Below are 16,940 nucleotides of genomic sequence, written 5' to 3'. Positions count from 1 at the left end.
GATTAGTCTTGTATGAGTTGCTGGATGATGGAGTGTGCCAGGGTGCGCTTATGAACCTCATCTGGTCCATCCACAATGTGGAGTGTGCGTCCATGCGCCCAGAAGGAGGCCAGCGGAAAATCATCGCTGAGGCCCGCGGCACCAAAGACCTGCATGGCTCGGCTGACGACATTGGTATGTACCTCGGGCGCCACGATTTTGATCATGGCAATGGCATCTTTCGCGGCCTTCTTGCCCTGGGTATCGATGAGCCAGGCCGCCTTCAGCGTAAGCAGCCGCGCCTGCTCGATCTCCAACTGCGACTGGGCGATCCATTCCTGAATAACTCCCTGTTCGACCAGCGGTTTGCCAAAGGCGACGCGCTGTGTCGCGCGCTGGCAGAGGAGTTCAAGCGCGTACTGGGCTGTACCAATAGAGCGCATACAATGATGAATGCGACCGGGCCCAAGGCGCGCCTGGGCGATGGCGAAGCCGCTCCCCTCCTCACCGAGGAGGTTGCTGGCAGGGACACGCACGTTCTCAAAACGCAGTTCGCAGTGGCTTTCATTATCGATATAGCCCATGACAGGCAGGTTGCGGACCACGGTCAGTCCAGGTGTGTCGCGTGGCACCAGGATCATACTTTGCTGCTTATGGCGGGCCGGGTTCTGGGGATCGGTCTTTCCCATGACGATAAAGATTTTGCAGCGTTCGCGAGCCGCCCCCGAGATCCACCATTTGCGCCCATTGAGTACATAGTCGTCTCCATCGCGCATGATGGTCAGTTGAATATTGGTCGCGTCAGAGCTGGCCACATCTGGCTCCGTCATGGCAAAGGCCGAGCGAATCTCGCCATCAAGGAGGGGACGCAGCCAGCGTTGTCGTTGCACCTCTGTGCCAAACTGAGCAAGTATTTCCATATTTCCAGTATCAGGGGCCGCACAATTGAAGACCTCCGATGCCCAGGTGACACGACCCATAATCTCAGCCAGGGGCGCATACTCCAGGTTAGTCAGACCAGCTCCGTATTCAGTGTCGGGCAGAAAGAGGTTCCAGAGGCCCTCTGCCTTCGCACGTTCTTTCAGTTCATCAACAATCTCCGCGTGATGGTGAGGATCGCCTGAGGCCGCGATCTGTTCTTTATAGCGTTGCTGGTTGGGATAAATAGAGCGTTCCATAAAGTCAGTCAGGCGCTGTCGTAGAGCGTTGACCTTCTCCGAATAGGCGAAATCCATAACCTTTGATCTCCTTTGTCTTGCTTGGCGACATTACCATACTTTTTGAATATATCACATCCTATGCGTCTCTTGTGATAAGGGCGTAGGATGTTGAAGGAAAGTGATGTGTCGATAATATTCTAATGTGATAGCTCTCAGGTGCAGCCGCATATATTTAGAGCGAGCAGCGCCTTTGTTACTAGAGGGAATAGTTGCGTATCTTTTCCATCTCTATGTTCGTAAAAGAAGAAAGTAACTTTTATCGGTCTCGTTTTACCGAAGCAGACAAACCTGACGTTGGGCACGTGCGATGGTGTGTGCAGAGAGCAAATGTGGAAGGGAATAAGCGTAGCAAGCCTGGCGTTATGGTTGATACACATGTGAAATGTTTTGCGACACTTTGAAATAGCATCCCGAAGAACGTATCAAGACCACTGCCAGAAGTGAACGCTATACCGGGAATAATACCAACGGAGCCGCTGTTATAAATGGTGAGTTAGCAATCAAGTCGCAAGAGTGCTAGACAGAGCAAAAAGAATATGCTATACTTTTAGCAGTCAGACGAACCAATTGCTAACTACTAACCGAAGGGAATCATCCCCCTATCTTGAGAAAAGATGAGGAGCATATAAATAATGAAATGTGAGCGTTGTCGAAAGAATCCCGCGCGTGTTCGTGTAGATCAGATGGTTGACGGGCGACGCGAATCGCACTACCTGTGCCAGTCGTGCGTTGACGAACTGATGAACGCGATGGGCCAGATGGGTGGCATTGACAATATGGATATTGCAGGTGCTCCCTTCCCATTTGGTTTCTCGGGTGGTTCACAGAAAGCTTCGGGCGGTCAGGGGAGTGTCAATACTGCGACGGCTGAACGGCAGCCGAAGCAGAGCAAGACTCCCACGCTTGATCAATATGGTCGCGATCTGACGGCTGAAGCGGCTGAGGGGAAACTTGATCCTGCCGCCGGGCGTGCGAAAGAGCTACGCCGCATGATTACCGTACTGGGTCGCAGGCAGAAGAATAATCCTGTCCTGATTGGCGAGCCAGGTGTTGGTAAAACTGCAATCGTTGAGGGCCTGGCGCGCCGCATTCAATCGGGCGATATTCCACCCAATCTGAGTGGCAAGCGCATTGTCTCGCTCAACATTGGCGGTATGGTCGCAGGTGCGATGTTCCGTGGTCAGTTTGAGCAGCGTATCAAATCTATTCTGGAAGAACTGCGCGATAATCCCGATACAATCGTCTTTATTGATGAATTGCACACTGTTGTTGGTGCTGGCGCGGCTGAGGGAGCGGTTGGCGCGGGTGATATGATCAAGCCTGCCCTGGCACGCGGTGAGTTGCGTTGTATTGGTGCCACTACCCTGGACGAGTACCGCAAGCATATTGAGAAGGATGCCGCCCTGGAGCGCCGCTTCCAGCCAATTATGGTGAGCGAGCCCAATGTCGAAGAAGCCATCGACATGCTGCATATCGTGCGCGCCAATTATGAGGCCCACCATGGCATTGGTATATCAGATGAGGCTATCGAGGCCGCGGTAAAGCTGTCTGATCGCTATATCAATGATCGCTTCCTGCCTGATAAGGCTATCGACGTCATGGACGAGGCCGGTTCCGCCCTGCGCCTGGAGGCGACCGAGAAAGGCATCTTGAGTCCAACTTTGATCGCTGACCTGGAGAAGGAGTTGGCAGAGATTCAGGCGCAGAAAGAGGCCGCGGCGAACGCGGAAGACTACGAGCATGCGGCTTTGATGCGCCAGCAAGAACTCCTGGTGCTGGAGAAGCTGAGCGAGGCGCGTGGTAAGTCTCAGGAAGAAGTCTCACTCATCGTGACCCCTGAGCATATCGCCAGGGTCGTAGAGACCTGGACCGGCGTCCCGGTGAGCCAGATGCTGGAGAGCGAGCGTCAGAACTTGCGCAACCTGGAGCAGGACCTGCGCAAGCATGTTATCGGCCAGGACGAGGCGATTTCAGCAGTGGCGCGTGCGATTCGCCGCTCGCGTGCGGGCCTCAAAGATCCGAAGCGCCCGATTGGGTCCTTCCTCTTCCTGGGTCCAACTGGTGTTGGTAAGACCGAGCTGGCGAAGGCTCTGGCCGCTGAACTCTTCGGTGGTGCCGACCACATCATTCGCTTCGATATGTCGGAGTATATGGAGCCGCATACCGTCTCGCGTCTGTTTGGTAGCCCTCCCGGATATGTGGGGCATGACGAGGGCGGTCAATTGACGGAGCAGGTACGCCGTCGCCCCTACAGTGTCATCCTCTTTGACGAGGTTGAGAAGGCGCATCCTGAGGTCTTCAATGCCTTGTTGCAGATCATGGATGATGGTCGCCTGACCGATGGTCAGGGTCGCACGGTCGACTTTAAGAACACCGTCGTGATCATGACCAGTAATGTAGGCGGTTCAGACCTGAAGAAGGCCGCGAACATTGGCTTCACCATCAAGAAGGGTGAGTCTTTGCGCGAGGAGCAGAAAGAGGCGATGCGCTCGAAGGCGTTTGAGGGTCTCAAGCGGGTCTTCCGCCCTGAGTTCATCAACCGTATCGACCAGATCGTTGTCTTTAACTCGCTGACCAAGAAAGAGCTCTACAGCATCGTTGAACTCTTGCTGGACCAGGTTCGCTCACGTTTGAGTGAGCAGCATATGGAGCTGGTGGTTAGTGATGCCGCCCGTGACTTCCTGCTTGAGGAAGGCTTCGACGAGGAGTATGGCGCCCGCCCATTGCGCCGAGCCATCCAGTCCTATGTCGATGACGCGCTGGCAGATGCCTTGCTGGCAGATGAAATCGTCAGTGGCCAGGCGGTATACGTCGATGTGGAAGATAAGAAAATCGTTGTTCGCCCCTACGAGGCGGTGAAAAATAACGCCTAGCACAGGCGAAGCCGCAGATAAGAAAAAGCCAGGCGACCGGGAATCCTCCCGGTCGCCTGGCTTTTTGACACAGAGTTCTATCCCTGGGGAAAAGAGGTTGCTTGCATCTATTCTGAGAACTCAGCCGTGTAAAGAGCAAGTGAAAGAAACTTCCCTTTTTTGGCAGAAAATCTAGGCATGATAATCTGTATGCGCCTATAAAATTGGGAGGTTTTGTCTGGTCTGGGAGGTGCCTGGAGGAGTAGGTGAGGGTGGTCATAAGCGGGTCAGGGCGGTGGTAAAAATGTCTATATCAGAACTTTTGAAGTTGAAGAATAAAGGCAGCATCGTATGATGGCAGACAAAATTCCTGAACGGGGACAATATAAAAGCGTGGAAGTAAACGATTTGCAGCGACAACTCCGCGAGAGCGAAGCGCGCTATCGTTCTCTGGCCGCGGCATTAGCGCAAATGGTGTGGGTAGTGGATGCTGAAGGGGCTATGGAGCGCCAGATGGAAGCCTGGCATGCTTATACCGGGCAGTACGGCAAGCGGTTGAGCCATCAAGATCTGCAAGCGATGGTTCATCCCGAGGATCAACAGTGGGTGGAGCATGCCTGGCAAAGCGCCTCCCTCAGCGGGAGGCCGTATGAGCTTGCATATCGTATCCAGCGCTTTGATGGCATCTACCACCATTTTGGTGTAAGTGCCATTCCCGTTCTGGGTGAGTATGGCAAGGTGCGGGAGTGGATCTTTATCGGCACCGACATTGATGAGCGCAAGCGTGAAGAGCTAGAAATGTCCCAGCACGTGGAGTCTGCCTTCCCTGATATACAAGAGCGTGATCTGGCACGAGAGACGCCTGCACTGATTCGCGAGCGGCAGCATCTCCTGCGTGCGTGTGAGGAGACACGGCATCAGGTCGTGTCTTCGCATGCCACGACCCAACGCCTGGAAGAGTTTATTGGTGTTGCCAGCCACGAGTTACGTACCCCATTGACTGCGATTAAAGTCAACGTTCAACTGGCGATGCGACGCCTCAAGACGGCTATGAAACAGTTGAATGTACATGAGGCAGAGGCATTTGATAAGATTAAGATGGCTAGCGACCTGATGGAGCGTGCCGAGCGCCAGATCGGTGTGCTTTCCAACCTGGTAAGTGACATGGTAGATATCTCGCGGATTCAGTCGGAGCGCTTTGCGTCCTACCTGCGGCAAGATGAATGTGATGTGCGCGCAGTGGTGGAGCAGGTTGTCAGTGAGCAACAAAAGGTCAACCCTGAACGTACAATACATAAGGAACTCTCTTCAGACGATACCCTGACAGTTATTGCTGACGCGGGAAGAATCTCCCAGGTAATAAATAGCTATCTACGCAATGCCTTAAAGTATTCGGCCGCCGACAAGGAGATTGCTATATCTCTTCGGCGAGCAGGAGCGTGCGTGCGCCTGGAGGTGCGTGATCAAGGGCAGGGTCTTACTGTGGAAGAGCAGCAGCGTGTCTGGGAGTGTTTCTATCAATGTCCAAAGATTCGGGTGTTAAGTGGTTCTGGCGTTGGGCTGGGACTGGGACTCTACATCAGCCAGACAGTTATAGAACATCATCATGGGCATGTAGGTGTAGAGAGTATTCCCGGTCAAGGATCAACGTTCTGGTTTGAGCTTCCACTGGCACACCGGGAGTTAATCTAGCTATGCCAGGAGAAAAGAATGCAGTCAAAGCGAGTGAATAAGTGGTTAGCCTGGGGAGCAGTATCGCTGACAGCGCTCGGTGTTGGGGCGGCGATCAAAAGTTTGATGCCTCCTCGTTTTAACATGCAATTGTTGCCCGCAGGGGAGGGTGGTACTGAGAAGCAACAGCGGGACAAGCAGCTACCCGACGTGGATATTCATATTTTGCGCTGTGGAAGCGTCTTCTGGCCCGAGCTGGTCATGGTTCGTGGCTCGCTCTCGCTCAAGCCGAGAAAGATTGCCTACAGTTCGGTCCTGGTCCGGCATCCCCAGGGTACCTTCCTCTATGATACGGGCTTGAGTGGCGACATCTATCAGCACCTGAAGGATCAGCCATTGCCTTTTCGCCAGACGCTGGCACGCTTCAAAGTAGAACAGACACTGCGTGGGGCCTTACAAGAGCAGGGCCTAAAACCGGAAGATCTGGACTTTGTGTTGCTCTCGCACCTGCACTGGGACCATGTCAGCGGTGTTCCCGATATCGTAGGCGTGCCGCTGCGCGTCAATCGCGTCGAGTTTGATGCGGCCAAGCAAGGTGTGATTCCCCTCCATAAGGGTCTGGTATGGCGTCTGATGGAGGGTAGCCCTCTTACCTGCTTCGACCTGGAGGGGCCCTCGTATGAAGGTTTCCGTTCCAGTCTGGATGTGTTTGGTGATGGCTCTATCGTGCTCGTTCCATTGCCTGGCCACACTCCTGGCAATACCGGTATGTTCATCAATCGTGCCAATGGTGCTCGTCTCTTTTTCCTGGGCGATGCCGCGCATGTGGCCGAAAATTACCTCTATCCGACGACGCCCCACCCGCTCTTCTGGAATGGTGTGACGAGCGATAAAGCTACGGCCTTACAAACATTGTTAGAGCTTCATCACTTTGCGCGCTCTCATCCAGAGGTCCCTTTGATTGCGATGCACGATGCGCGCATGCAAGAGGCGAGTATGCAGGTAGAAAATGAGCGCCTGGCAAGGATATAATAAAGCAACGCAGTCCAACTCCTGGAAAATGACTTTCAGGAGTTGATAATTGAGAAGAGCAGAGGCGTTCCAATAGGGATAGAGCGGATGGCGACCACGAAGTCAATACAAAAAGATACATATATCGATCACAAGGGAAGGCGTATTCGACGTATGACGTTCGAGCAGCGGGCGGAATTACGAAGAAATTTTACCGCCTCTCTTCCACTGTGGCGTCACCCACTGATTGGCTATCTCCTGAGCATCTTGCTCGTGGGCCTGTTTGGCTGGGGACAGCAAGCCCTTGATGGCTGGATAGGCGGAGGCGGGATCTATTTCGCGGGCTCGCTGCTTCTGCTCCCCGTGCTGTTTATTGCCACCTTCTGGGGTACCATGCCCTCGCTCTTTACGGTGCTGCTGGGCGCACTCTATATTGATTACTTCTTTATCGGTTATAACCAGGGCATTAGCTGGCAACATTGGGAGGATGGTCTACGAATCCTCCCATTCTTCATTTCTGGCATTACGATTGCCATCATCACAGCTCAGCGCGAGCGTGCGCGCTGGCAAACCTTGATTGCCGAGCAAGAGTTGAAAGAGTATGCTGCGGAGCTGGAAGTCAGTAACCAGAAGCTTGAGGATGCCAATCAAACGAAGGATCGCTTCCTCTCCATCGCCTCCCATGAATTGAAGACGCCTATTACCACTATTCGCGGTCAGGCCCAGTTGGCCCTGCGCCGCCTGGCCAAGCAGGATGGCGAGATGAATGTGAGCGATATGCATACTGCCCTTGAGCGCATTAATGAACAGACAGTACGCCTGACGACATTAATTGAAGAGTTACTCGATGTCAGTAGTCTGCGTACAGGCAAGACGGCGCTCAACAAGCGTAAGCTGAACATTAATGAGCTTTGCCAGCAGGTGGTTGATGACCAGAAATTGCTCACCGGGCGGCATATAGAGCTAAAGCTGCCGCCAAAAGAGGTCATGGTGAGCGTAGATCGAGATCGGATCGAGCAAGTCTTGATCAATCTTGTGGGGAACGCGGTAAAGTATTCTCCAGAGGGGAGCGTGGTCCAGATCTGTGTTGAGCGCAAATGGCGCAAGGCGTTGATCCATGTGCGCGATCACGGCAAAGGCATCGCCCCCGACCAGCTCGAAAAAGTTTTCGACACCTTTTATCGTACGCCAGACGCCGAGGCCTCCACGAAAAAGGGCCTGGGCCTGGGCCTGAGCATCTCCAAAGAGATCATTGAGCGCCACGAAGGCCGCATCTGGTGCGAATCCCAGCTCGGCCAGGGCAGCGAGTTCTTCGTCGAATTACCTCTGAAGTAGCTACCTTGATACCTATCCTTAAGCTATTATGTTTCAGCGTCTACGAGAATTGCTAACTCCCACGCGTTAAATTGTACTGCTTATATTGAACAAAGTAGAATTTGTACTATAATATACTTCAATAATTTAGATGATTGAATCTAATTTGGCAGAAATTAGAGCAAAAATAATTACCCTATAAGCCGCACATAGGTTTGCTTGGAAGGAGTAATTATTTGCTTTAAAGTAGATGGGTTGTGGGTATGGAGGGACAAGCATGCGAGATACATCACAGGTAGGGTTAATAAGCCATACCGCCGTTTTAAATCGACTGGTGCAATTAGGGTTTGAAGTGTTACTCCCCTGGGCTGATCATCTAGGATATGACCTTGCTTATTTTCTCACAGAGGAGCACCGAAATTTTGGATTTTTTGTTCATCAGGAGAGCCGCCTGATTCGTATTCAGGTTAAAACGGCACGTTTCTCACAAGATGGAACCTATCTTGAATTCAATACAGCCTCTACTGTTTCGGCGAAGAAAGGGAACAGAAAAAACAGTTATGATGGGAGAGCTGAATACTTTGCCGTGTATAGCTCAAATCTGAATAAAGTATACATGTTTCCAGTTGTTGGAGCACCCAGGAATACCTGTAATTTACGTTTCAAAGAGGCAGGTATATTGCGTGGTAATCGACATAAAACCTGGCATGAACCTTACTCTGAGGAAATTGCCCATTTAGCTTACTGGGCAGAGGATTATGAGTTATAACTTGCACAAAAAAGCGCCTCCTAGAGAAAGGAGACGCTTAAGTTACACAGGGGTGAAAGGAGTCGAACCTTCTGAAAGTCGTTTTGGAGACGACCGCCTCAACCGTTGGGCACCACCCCTACAAGGGTTTAAGCCTGTTAGCTCTACATAGCCTGTAAAACTAGCGGAGAGGGTGGGATTCGAACCCACGGAGGGTATTAACCTCAAGCATTTAGCAAACGCTCGCACTAGGCCACTATGCGACCTCTCCGGACAGTGTCCGCCGAAGTTATTCACTCCTTCGAACTGGAAATAAGTATATAGCACAGGCGCCATTTTGTCAACACTTTTTATCAGGTTTTTTAGAGGCGTTGATAGTTCCAACTGAGGCATTCGCCGTTGTGGAAGAGCATGTGCCCATGAAAGGGCTGGGGCTCGCCATCAAAGACCATGGGCAGGAAATACTTGTCGCTGGGCCACATGGGCAGAGCGGTGATGGTATCGCGTGGTACCCACTCCAGTGTGCCTTCAGCATTCCCGCTGTGTGCCGTGCCATGCCAGGCATCGATCAGGAAGATAAAGCCGAACCAGTCGGCCCCGTTCTTGCCAAAGCCCTGCCAGGAAATGGTGCCGCGAAGCTGCATATGGTCTGCTTCTAGCCCCGACTCCTCGCGTATCTCGCGGTGCATGCCCGTGATAATATCTTCATTGGCTTCTACACGGCCACCCAGGCCATTATATTTTCCATAGTGCAGGTCATCTGGCCGTTTGTTGCGATGAATCATCAGGATCTGCTTCCCGTCGGGGGAGAGAATATACCCCAGGGTTGCCAAAATTGGTTGGAACATAGCAATGTATCTCTTTCAGCTGTGCTTGACCTCTCGCGCCTGCGGCGCTTGCCCGCTAGGTGGTCTGGTGCGTGCTGCCAGCCGCAGGCTGGCAGCACGCACCAGACCACCTAGCGGGAATTTTAATCATCTCTCTCATTGTAAGCGAGCGAGTGTGTTGGTGACCAGTGGAGAGGAGATTTGGACTATCGCGCAGCGAGCTGGCCCTGTTTCAGGCAGGGCCATAAAACTATCCTAACACGCTTCAAGGGGGCTTTGATGAGGTTGTGGTTGAGGCAAACGTGCTTTGAACTGGCTAAAGCGTCCAATCGTCCTGAGTAAATGCGTCAAGCGAAATGGCATCTTGTGAATCGCAGGTAGATTATATTCCCTCGCCATACACACGTTCCCCTCATAAAAAGTAAGAATCAAGATGGGTATGCAATAGCCACGCATAAGCTGAGAAATGGCTGGAAAGCCTTGCCCGAACTCTCCTGGCTCAACAATGAGCAGGTCATATAAGCGGAATTGTTCTGGCATTGTGCCATAGATATCGACTCTATGACCCCCTAGCTCCAAAGCATGGCGTAGCATATCTCGGATCAGTGGTTCTTCCTCAATTACCGCGATATACATAACGTTACTTCCTTGTAGTAATGGAAATTAAGCATACTGGACACGCAACTGCTTATAAGCAATAATACCATGAAATACGTGAATTTTGATATTAAAATCTTATAAGTATTTTCAAATGTCAAAAAATGATATAGAAATGCAAACAAAAGTTTCGCATTTGCGAAACTTTTGTTTGCATTTCTGTTGTTCATTTATAGCGCTTCTGTCGTTAGGAGGGGAGTAATCCAGGGAGCTCACGGCGCAAGAGCTTCCCGGCTGAGTTGCGTGGAAGTTGTGCGACCGCGTAAATAGCCTTTGGCCGTTTGTAATGTGCTAGATGCTGTGTAACATATGGACCCAGCTCAGTGGCTGTGAGGCTACTCCCCTCTCTCAGACGTACAAAGGCGATGGGGAGCTGTCCCCACTGTGAATCATCAACGCCGCATACGCCTGCATCCTCTACCTCTGGATGGCTCATGAGCACAGCCTCAATCTCTGCTGGATAGACATTCTCGCCACCAGAGATGATCAGGTCGGTGCGCCGGTCAAGCACATACAGGTACCCCTCTTCATCCACATATCCCAGATCTCCCGTGGTGAACCAGCCATTGTGAAATGCGTGCGCTGTGGCCTCGGGACGATGATCATAGCCAGGTGTAATAGTTGGCCCCTGGAGATGAATAATACCTGGCTCGCCAGGAGGAACGGGCTGATAGTCTTCAGTAAGGATGCGCAACTGCACGGGGAAGAGGGGCTTGCCAGCCGAGCCAAGTTTGCGTAGCGCATCGGCAGGCAGGAGCGTTACTGCCTGCGCGCATGATTCGGTCAGGCCATAGGTCTGTACTACAGGAATATTTTTGGCGGCGCAGCGTTCCAATAGAGGCCTGGGGGCTGGTCCTCCTCCCAGGAGCACGCAGCGTAACGTCGCGGGATACCTTCCCTGGGCCTCTGAGGCGTCGAGGGCATCAAGCATCCGCTGGAGGACGACGGCCACAACCGAAATAATGGTAACTCGCTCCTCAAAGATGGCCCGATTGACGGCTTCAGGCTCAAATTTCTCGTGTAAGTTGACGCTAATACCGTTGATAACGCTGCGCATCAGGACGGTCAATCCGCTTACATGGAAGAGCGGTAGACAAGCAAGCCAGCAGTCATCGGCATAATGGCCAAGAGTGAGCGCCGAGCCGAGCGCGCCCCAGCAGAGCATGCCATAGGTAATCAATACTCCTTTCGGATGCCCCGTGGTGCCAGAGGTGTACATAATTGAGTGGACCGCATCCAGGTGAATGGTCTCTTGCAGCGCGATCACAGGCCCCTCAGTCTGATCCGCGACAAGAACGTCCTGCTGGACATCGCTCGTAATGAGCACATGCGCGAGAGGCGTAATTTCGTCAGCTAGTTGTTGGGCTATATCGGCGTAGCGCTGGTCACTACAGAGAAAGGTTGCCTGGACATCGCTCAACTGCCAGGCAAGCTCCTGCTGGGTCAGGCGGGTATTGAGCGGGATCAGGATGGCGCCCAGGCGCATCAATGCGTGGACTGTGACGACAAAGGGCAGACCGTTCGTCGCCAGCAGAGCAACACGACTCTCCTTGCTCACGCCACGAGCCGCGAGCTGGTAGGCCAGGTGATCGGCCTGGCGCAGCAATTCGGTGAAGCTCCAACGTACGGGACCACACTGTGCGGCCAAGTGGTTGGGCTGATTCTCAGCACAGCGTAGGAGCCAGTTGGGTAAGATGGTATCGTGAGATAAAGCGGTGTTCATCGAACTTCCTCTTGTGATGGCATGAACGTATAGCGAGCCAGGGCCGCCTGATCAAGCTGTACACCTAACCCTGGCGCTGTCGGAACGGGCATTAACCCCCCCCTGATAGTGAGTTGATTGATGAGTAAATCATCTTCGAGGAGCGCAAGCGTGGCTAAGCCACATTCCATAGTCACTTCGGGCGAGGCGGCTGCGAGGTGGAGCGTGGCTGCCAGTGATATACCTGCCTCAAGCGAGCTTGTAAGCACGCAACGCATGCCTGCGGCGTTGGCCGTTTGAATGATGGAGCGTGCTGGGTAGAGCCCACCCACCAGTTGTGGCTTGATAATCAGCACGTCGGCGGCCTGCAAGTCGGCTTGTAAGTCTAAAAGGCGACGCGCGCTTGCCAGGTCGTAGACCGCCTCATCAGCTGCCAGGGGGATTGCTACCCTTTGCCTGAGTTGATACATGCCTTCAAGGTCAAAGGCGCGCAGTGGCTGCTCTACGTATTGAATGTCATATTGGGTGCAGGCTTCCAGGATGGTTGCTGCTTGTTCCAGGCTCCATTTCTCGTTGGCATCCAGGCGCAGGTGTACCTTTGGTCCTATCGCGGCTCGTACGGCTGCGACTCGCTTAATTTCCTCTTCGGGATGATCAGACAGACCCATCTTGAGCTTTAGACAGTCAAAACCCGCCTGGATGGCTTTTTGTGCGGCCTGTGTCACGGCCTTGGTTGTGGCGGCGCCAATGACGGTGTTCACAGCGACATTAGCACGTGGTTGCGTGCCAGCGGGGGCTAATAGTGTATGCAGGCTCATGCCTTCGTGCTGGCCCCATGCATCAAGTAGCGCGCATTCCAGGCCATAGAGAGCTGAGGCGGGATATCTCTGCTCTTCAAGGAGGGGATAGAGGCTGCTTACTGCCTCCACACAATCGCGCTGGAGCAGCTGATCTCGCAGGGTGTTGAGAGCAGCATAGGTCTCGGCGAAGGTTGCGCCACCAAAATCTGGCAGTGGTGCCGCTTCGCCCAGGCCTATGATGCCCCCTGATATCGTGATCTTGATTAGACAGCCCTCACGCTGGGTAAATGTGCCGTGTGCCGTCGTAAAGCCCCCTGGCATGGGGATGCGATAGGGGTGAAGGTCGATTGCCTGTACCTGCATATGCGTGTTTTCTCTCTGCTTTGGGGAAAGAGGAAAAAGAAAACGGGGAGACCCCGATCCCCTTTCTCAAATATGCAGCTACCAGGTTGGTTACTGGTAGCTGCACACATGATGCTTCTTGGTCGTGTAGCTGGCTTAAGGCAGGCGTGGATACTTCGAGAAATCGGGCTTGCGCTTCTCCAGGAAGGCGTTTTTCCCCTCTTTGCCTTCTTCGGTCATATAGTAGAGCATGGTGGCGTTGCCTGCAAGCTCTTGAATGCCAGCGAGCCCATCTGTATCGGCATTAAATGCGGACTTGAGGAAGCGCAGCGCGATGGGGCTCTTCTCCAGAATTTCGCGGCACCACTGGACGGTTTCCTCTTCAAGCTTCTCCAGGGGCACGACTGTGTTGACCAGGCCCATGTCCAGGGCTTCCTGGGCATTGTACTGGCGGCACAGATACCAGATTTCGCGGGCCTTCTTGTGTCCAACGACGCGCGCCAGGTAGGTCGCGCCCCAGCCTGCATCGAAGCTGCCCACGCGAGGACCGGTCTGACCGAAGCGTGCATTATCGGCGGCGATGGTCAGGTCGCAGAGCAGGTGCAGGACATGTCCACCACCAATGGCGTAGCCTGCGACCATGGCGATGACAGGCTTAGGCAGGTATTTGATAACCTTCTGCAACTCCAGGGCGTTCAGGCGAGGCACGCCATCTTCACCAACGTAGCCACCTTCGCCACGCACACGCTGGTCACCACCTGAACAGAAAGCGAGGTCTCCGGCACCAGTAAAGATAACGACGCCAATCTCCTGATCTTCGTGGCAACGGCCAAAGGCATCAATCAGCTCGAACAGGGTACGTGGGCGGAAGGCGTTGCGCACCTCGGGGCGATTGATGGTGATTTTGCCAATGCCCTCGGCCTTCTCAAAGATAATATCGGTGTAGTCGCAGACTTTCTGCCAATCCAAAGACATGGTGTATTCTCCTTCGAATAAGTTATAGGTCTAAGAGATATGCTCTGCAAGCAGGCGCAATACACATATTATTGCACCTGCTTGCCTGATTTTTATCCCTCATGATAACACTTGTGTACAGAAATTCCCTACCTGGGCAACAAAGCGCTCAGGCTGCTCCAGGTGGATGGCATGCCCCGCTCCAGGAATGATATGCCAGCTTGCACGAGGCAAGTTCTGCTGCATCTGTTGCGCGATGGCGCAGAACTTGCCATCCAATTCACCTGTGAGCAAGAGTGCGGGGAGGTCGAGCTCGCCCAGGTGTGCATGGAGCACTGGTTGTGAGCCAGTACCAACTCCACGTAAGCTGTTTGCCAAACCCGTCGCCTGGTTGTCCATGCGCTGCTGGTGGATGGCGTCTCGCTCCTCTTCTGGCAATCTTTGCTGGCTCTTGAAGAGCGGTTGTTTCTCCCAGTAGTCAACGAAGGCCGGAATGCCCTCGCGCTCAATCCGTTTTGCGAGCGCCTCGTCACTTGTCCGGCGCTGAAGGCGCGCCTCGCTGTCAGCCAGCCCTGGCGAGGCGCTTTCTAAGATGAGCGCGCGGAAGAAGCCAGAAAAGGCGCTGTAGAGCGCGATCCGACCGCCCATGGAGTAGCCAAGCAGAATGGCTGTTTCTGGCTGGACATCCAGTTGGCGGAGCGCCTCCAGAATATCTTCCTGACAATGCTCCATAGCATAGCGCGCTGGATCGCTGGGGGTGTCAGATTGGCCATGTCCTAGCATATCAAGCGCGATCAGTTTGACGTTATATGAAGAGAGTGGCGCGAACAGTGGGCTCCAGGAGAGGGCACTCCCGGTAAAGCCATGCAGCAAGACCAGGGGGGGATGCTGTGGCTTCCCATAGATCACTGCCCCCATGTGCACACCATTCACAGCAAGCTGTCTCAGACTCATAATGCGTAGTGTACTGCCCATACCGTGTCTACCTCCCTCTCTGTTCTGCTTATGCCAGGTCCTTGAGGGCCTTATCGACCACCTGCCATAGTTGGCGATGCATCGCGACGTTACTTGCACGCTCGGTGCGTACTTCTACAACATTTAATCCGCCCTGGTCTATACCTGTCGTGATCGCCTGGCGGAAGGCGTTCCAATCCTCCGCGAGGGAGTAGTGCCCTCCATACATCCCAACCACGGGCGCGAAATCCAGTCCGGTTGGAGTGCCAAAGAGTTCCTCAAAATGTGCTGGTTGCGCGGCCTGGGGCAGGAATGAGAAGATGCCGCCTCCGTCATTATTTACCAGCACAATCGTCAAATTAAGCTTATGCAGGCGTGCTGCTAGAAGCCCATTGAGATCATGGAAGAACGACAGGTCGCCAATCACTAGCACTGTCGGCGCTGGTTGCTCCTGCACCGCGTTGGCGGCACTCGTTCCTAATGCGCTTGAGATCACGCCATCGATACCGTTGGCTCCTCGGTTGGCAAGGACGCGTATAGAACGTGACTGGCACCAGAAGAAGGTATCCAGATCGCGCACAGGCATGCTATTGCCTACAAAAAGCGTCGCCTCTGTGGGTAGCAGTTCCGCTAGCTCAGTGAAGACGCGCCCCTCGAAGGGTTCAGTGAAATCCTGAATCGCGGTATATAATGCCTGACGTGTTAGCTGGTCAGCCTGTTGCCACGCTGCGAGCCAGGAAGAGCTTTCCGGCGCCTCTGTATCGATTAGCGTGGCCAGGAGATCGCGACAGAACGCAGCGGGCTCGGTGTGAAGCATCATGCTGCTCAGGTGAGTTGGGTCCTGCCAGTCTCCCTGCCCATCAATCACGATCTGCTGGCATCCGGGATAGCGTTGCAGGTAGAGCAGGAACGGTTTCGCCACCGGCATAGGGCCAAAGCGTAACACCACCTCAGGCTCGTAGCGTTCAGCAAAGGTGTTGAGCCGCAGGAAGGCATCATAGCTGGAGATCACTAGCTGCTGATCGATAGGCGCGCAGCGTAGCTGCGAGAGAGGATCAGCCAGGATTGGGTAGCCCAGTTTCTGTGCTAGTGGGATGAGCGCGCTCGCCAGGGTAGGATCAGTACCTGGGCCAACTACAATCAGGCCGCGAGGCTGCTGCTGAAGGCGCGCAGCCAGCATAGAGAGTGTGGCCTCTGGCAAGCGTCCTAATGGCGCTTCATGGACCGCTGTATATGGAAGATCATTGTCGCGCCCCTGCCAGGCGGTGGTCAGGCGTTCTTCGGGTGGAGGAAGTGGCGCCCCAGGCTGTGGGCCCTGTGTGAGTGGCTCGCGGAAGGGCATATTCAGGTGAACAGGACCGGCGGGCATGGCGTGTGTCAGGGCGCTTGCTCGATGTGCGAGCGCGCGAATGTAACGGAGCGCTGGCTGGCTCGCCTCTGGCAGCGCGACATCCATAAACCACTTTGTATGCGTGCCAAAGAGGCGATTCTGATCAATGGCCTGGGGTGCGCCGCTCTCTCGTAGCTCGTGTGGGCGGTCGGCGGTCAGGACCAGGAGCGGAACATGGGTCAGGTGGGCCTCAACCACGGCAGGAAAGAAGTTTGCTGCGGCTGTACCGGAGGTGCAGAAGAGCGCCACCGTCTCCCCCAGCGCTTTGGCCAGGCCGAGAGCAAAGAAGGCCGCGGAACGCTCATCGACGTGAAGCCAGGCGCGTATGTGAGGTGATTGAGCAAAGATATATGCCAGGGGTGTAGAGCGCGAACCAGGACAATAGACCACGTGGTGAACGCCTGCTCGTGCCAACTCTTCAACGAAGGCGCCGACATAGGCATAGGTTGCGTTCTGTGGACGGAGATGTTCTTGTGACTGCATAAGATTGACTACGTTTTCCTCCCTACTGCGTCAGCT

13 protein-coding genes and 2 tRNA genes are annotated in these 16,940 nt (G+C 53.9%); 5 read left to right on the top strand and 10 right to left on the bottom strand.

Annotation, left to right across the window (positions count from 1 at the left end; translation table 11 throughout):
- Window positions 1-2: 2 nt before the first annotated feature.
- Window positions 3-1,214 (bottom strand): acyl-CoA dehydrogenase family protein, encoded by a 1,212-nt coding sequence (locus tag KRAC_RS23520; protein WP_007911415.1) that lies wholly within the window; start codon window positions 1,212-1,214, stop codon window positions 3-5.
- Window positions 1,215-1,831: 617 nt separating this feature from the next.
- Here KRAC_RS23520 and KRAC_RS23515 point away from each other — a divergent pair.
- From KRAC_RS23515 to KRAC_RS62330, 5 genes are all read left to right on the top strand, one after another.
- Window positions 1,832-4,072, top strand: a complete 2,241-nt coding sequence (locus KRAC_RS23515; RefSeq protein WP_007911414.1) for an ATP-dependent Clp protease ATP-binding subunit — start codon at window positions 1,832-1,834, stop codon at window positions 4,070-4,072.
- A 330-nt stretch (window positions 4,073-4,402) separates the two neighbouring features.
- The gene (locus tag KRAC_RS23510; protein ID WP_007911413.1) at window positions 4,403-5,743 is read left to right on the top strand and encodes a PAS domain-containing sensor histidine kinase; all 1,341 of its coding nucleotides are present in this window, start codon (window positions 4,403-4,405) and stop codon (window positions 5,741-5,743) included.
- An 18-nt stretch (window positions 5,744-5,761) separates the two neighbouring features.
- Complete coding sequence (locus KRAC_RS23505; protein ID WP_007911412.1) at window positions 5,762-6,754, top strand: MBL fold metallo-hydrolase; 993 nt, start codon at window positions 5,762-5,764, stop codon at window positions 6,752-6,754.
- 153 nt (window positions 6,755-6,907) lie between these two features.
- A complete protein-coding gene (locus KRAC_RS62335) occupies window positions 6,908-8,068 on the top strand; it encodes a sensor histidine kinase (protein WP_169460934.1) in 1,161 nt (386 codons plus the stop codon).
- Window positions 8,069-8,324: 256 nt separating this feature from the next.
- Entirely contained in the window at window positions 8,325-8,816 is a 492-nt protein-coding gene (locus KRAC_RS62330) for a group I intron-associated PD-(D/E)XK endonuclease (protein WP_007911410.1), read from the top strand.
- A 47-nt stretch (window positions 8,817-8,863) separates the two neighbouring features.
- Here the strand turns inward: KRAC_RS62330 and KRAC_RS23490 are convergent.
- From KRAC_RS23490 to menD, 9 genes are all read right to left on the bottom strand, one after another.
- Window positions 8,864-8,936, bottom strand: a tRNA-Trp gene (locus KRAC_RS23490).
- Window positions 8,937-8,980: 44 nt separating this feature from the next.
- Window positions 8,981-9,066, bottom strand: a tRNA-Ser gene (locus KRAC_RS23485).
- A 91-nt stretch (window positions 9,067-9,157) separates the two neighbouring features.
- Window positions 9,158-9,643 (bottom strand): NUDIX hydrolase, encoded by a 486-nt coding sequence (locus KRAC_RS23480; RefSeq protein ID WP_007911409.1) that lies wholly within the window; start codon window positions 9,641-9,643, stop codon window positions 9,158-9,160.
- Window positions 9,644-9,877: 234 nt separating this feature from the next.
- Window positions 9,878-10,258 (bottom strand): DNA-binding transcriptional response regulator, encoded by a 381-nt coding sequence (locus tag KRAC_RS23475; protein WP_007911406.1) that lies wholly within the window; start codon window positions 10,256-10,258, stop codon window positions 9,878-9,880.
- Between the two features lie 208 nt (window positions 10,259-10,466).
- Window positions 10,467-12,002, bottom strand: coding sequence for an o-succinylbenzoate--CoA ligase (locus KRAC_RS23470; RefSeq protein ID WP_007911404.1), 1,536 nt, complete (start codon window positions 12,000-12,002; stop codon window positions 10,467-10,469).
- Complete coding sequence (gene menC, locus KRAC_RS23465; protein ID WP_007911402.1) at window positions 11,999-13,144, bottom strand: o-succinylbenzoate synthase; 1,146 nt, start codon at window positions 13,142-13,144, stop codon at window positions 11,999-12,001. Before menC ends, KRAC_RS23470 begins: the two co-directional genes overlap by 4 nt.
- A gap of 135 nt (window positions 13,145-13,279) precedes the next feature.
- Window positions 13,280-14,098 (bottom strand): 1,4-dihydroxy-2-naphthoyl-CoA synthase, encoded by an 819-nt coding sequence (gene menB, locus KRAC_RS23460; RefSeq protein WP_007911400.1) that lies wholly within the window; start codon window positions 14,096-14,098, stop codon window positions 13,280-13,282.
- A 99-nt stretch (window positions 14,099-14,197) separates the two neighbouring features.
- Window positions 14,198-15,052, bottom strand: a complete 855-nt coding sequence (menH, locus tag KRAC_RS23455; protein ID WP_007911398.1) for a 2-succinyl-6-hydroxy-2,4-cyclohexadiene-1-carboxylate synthase — start codon at window positions 15,050-15,052, stop codon at window positions 14,198-14,200.
- 28 nt (window positions 15,053-15,080) lie between these two features.
- Entirely contained in the window at window positions 15,081-16,904 is a 1,824-nt protein-coding gene (menD, locus tag KRAC_RS23450; RefSeq protein ID WP_007911396.1) for a 2-succinyl-5-enolpyruvyl-6-hydroxy-3-cyclohexene-1-carboxylic-acid synthase, read from the bottom strand.
- Between the last annotated feature and the right edge of the window lie 36 nt (window positions 16,905-16,940).

It is taken from the genome of Ktedonobacter racemifer DSM 44963 (genome assembly GCF_000178855.1).
In the GTDB taxonomy this organism is placed as follows: Bacteria; Chloroflexota; Ktedonobacteria; order Ktedonobacterales; family Ktedonobacteraceae; genus Ktedonobacter; species Ktedonobacter racemifer.
The sequence above is the reverse complement of the archived record's forward strand: the minus strand, read 5'-3'. Positions and strand labels throughout refer to the sequence as shown.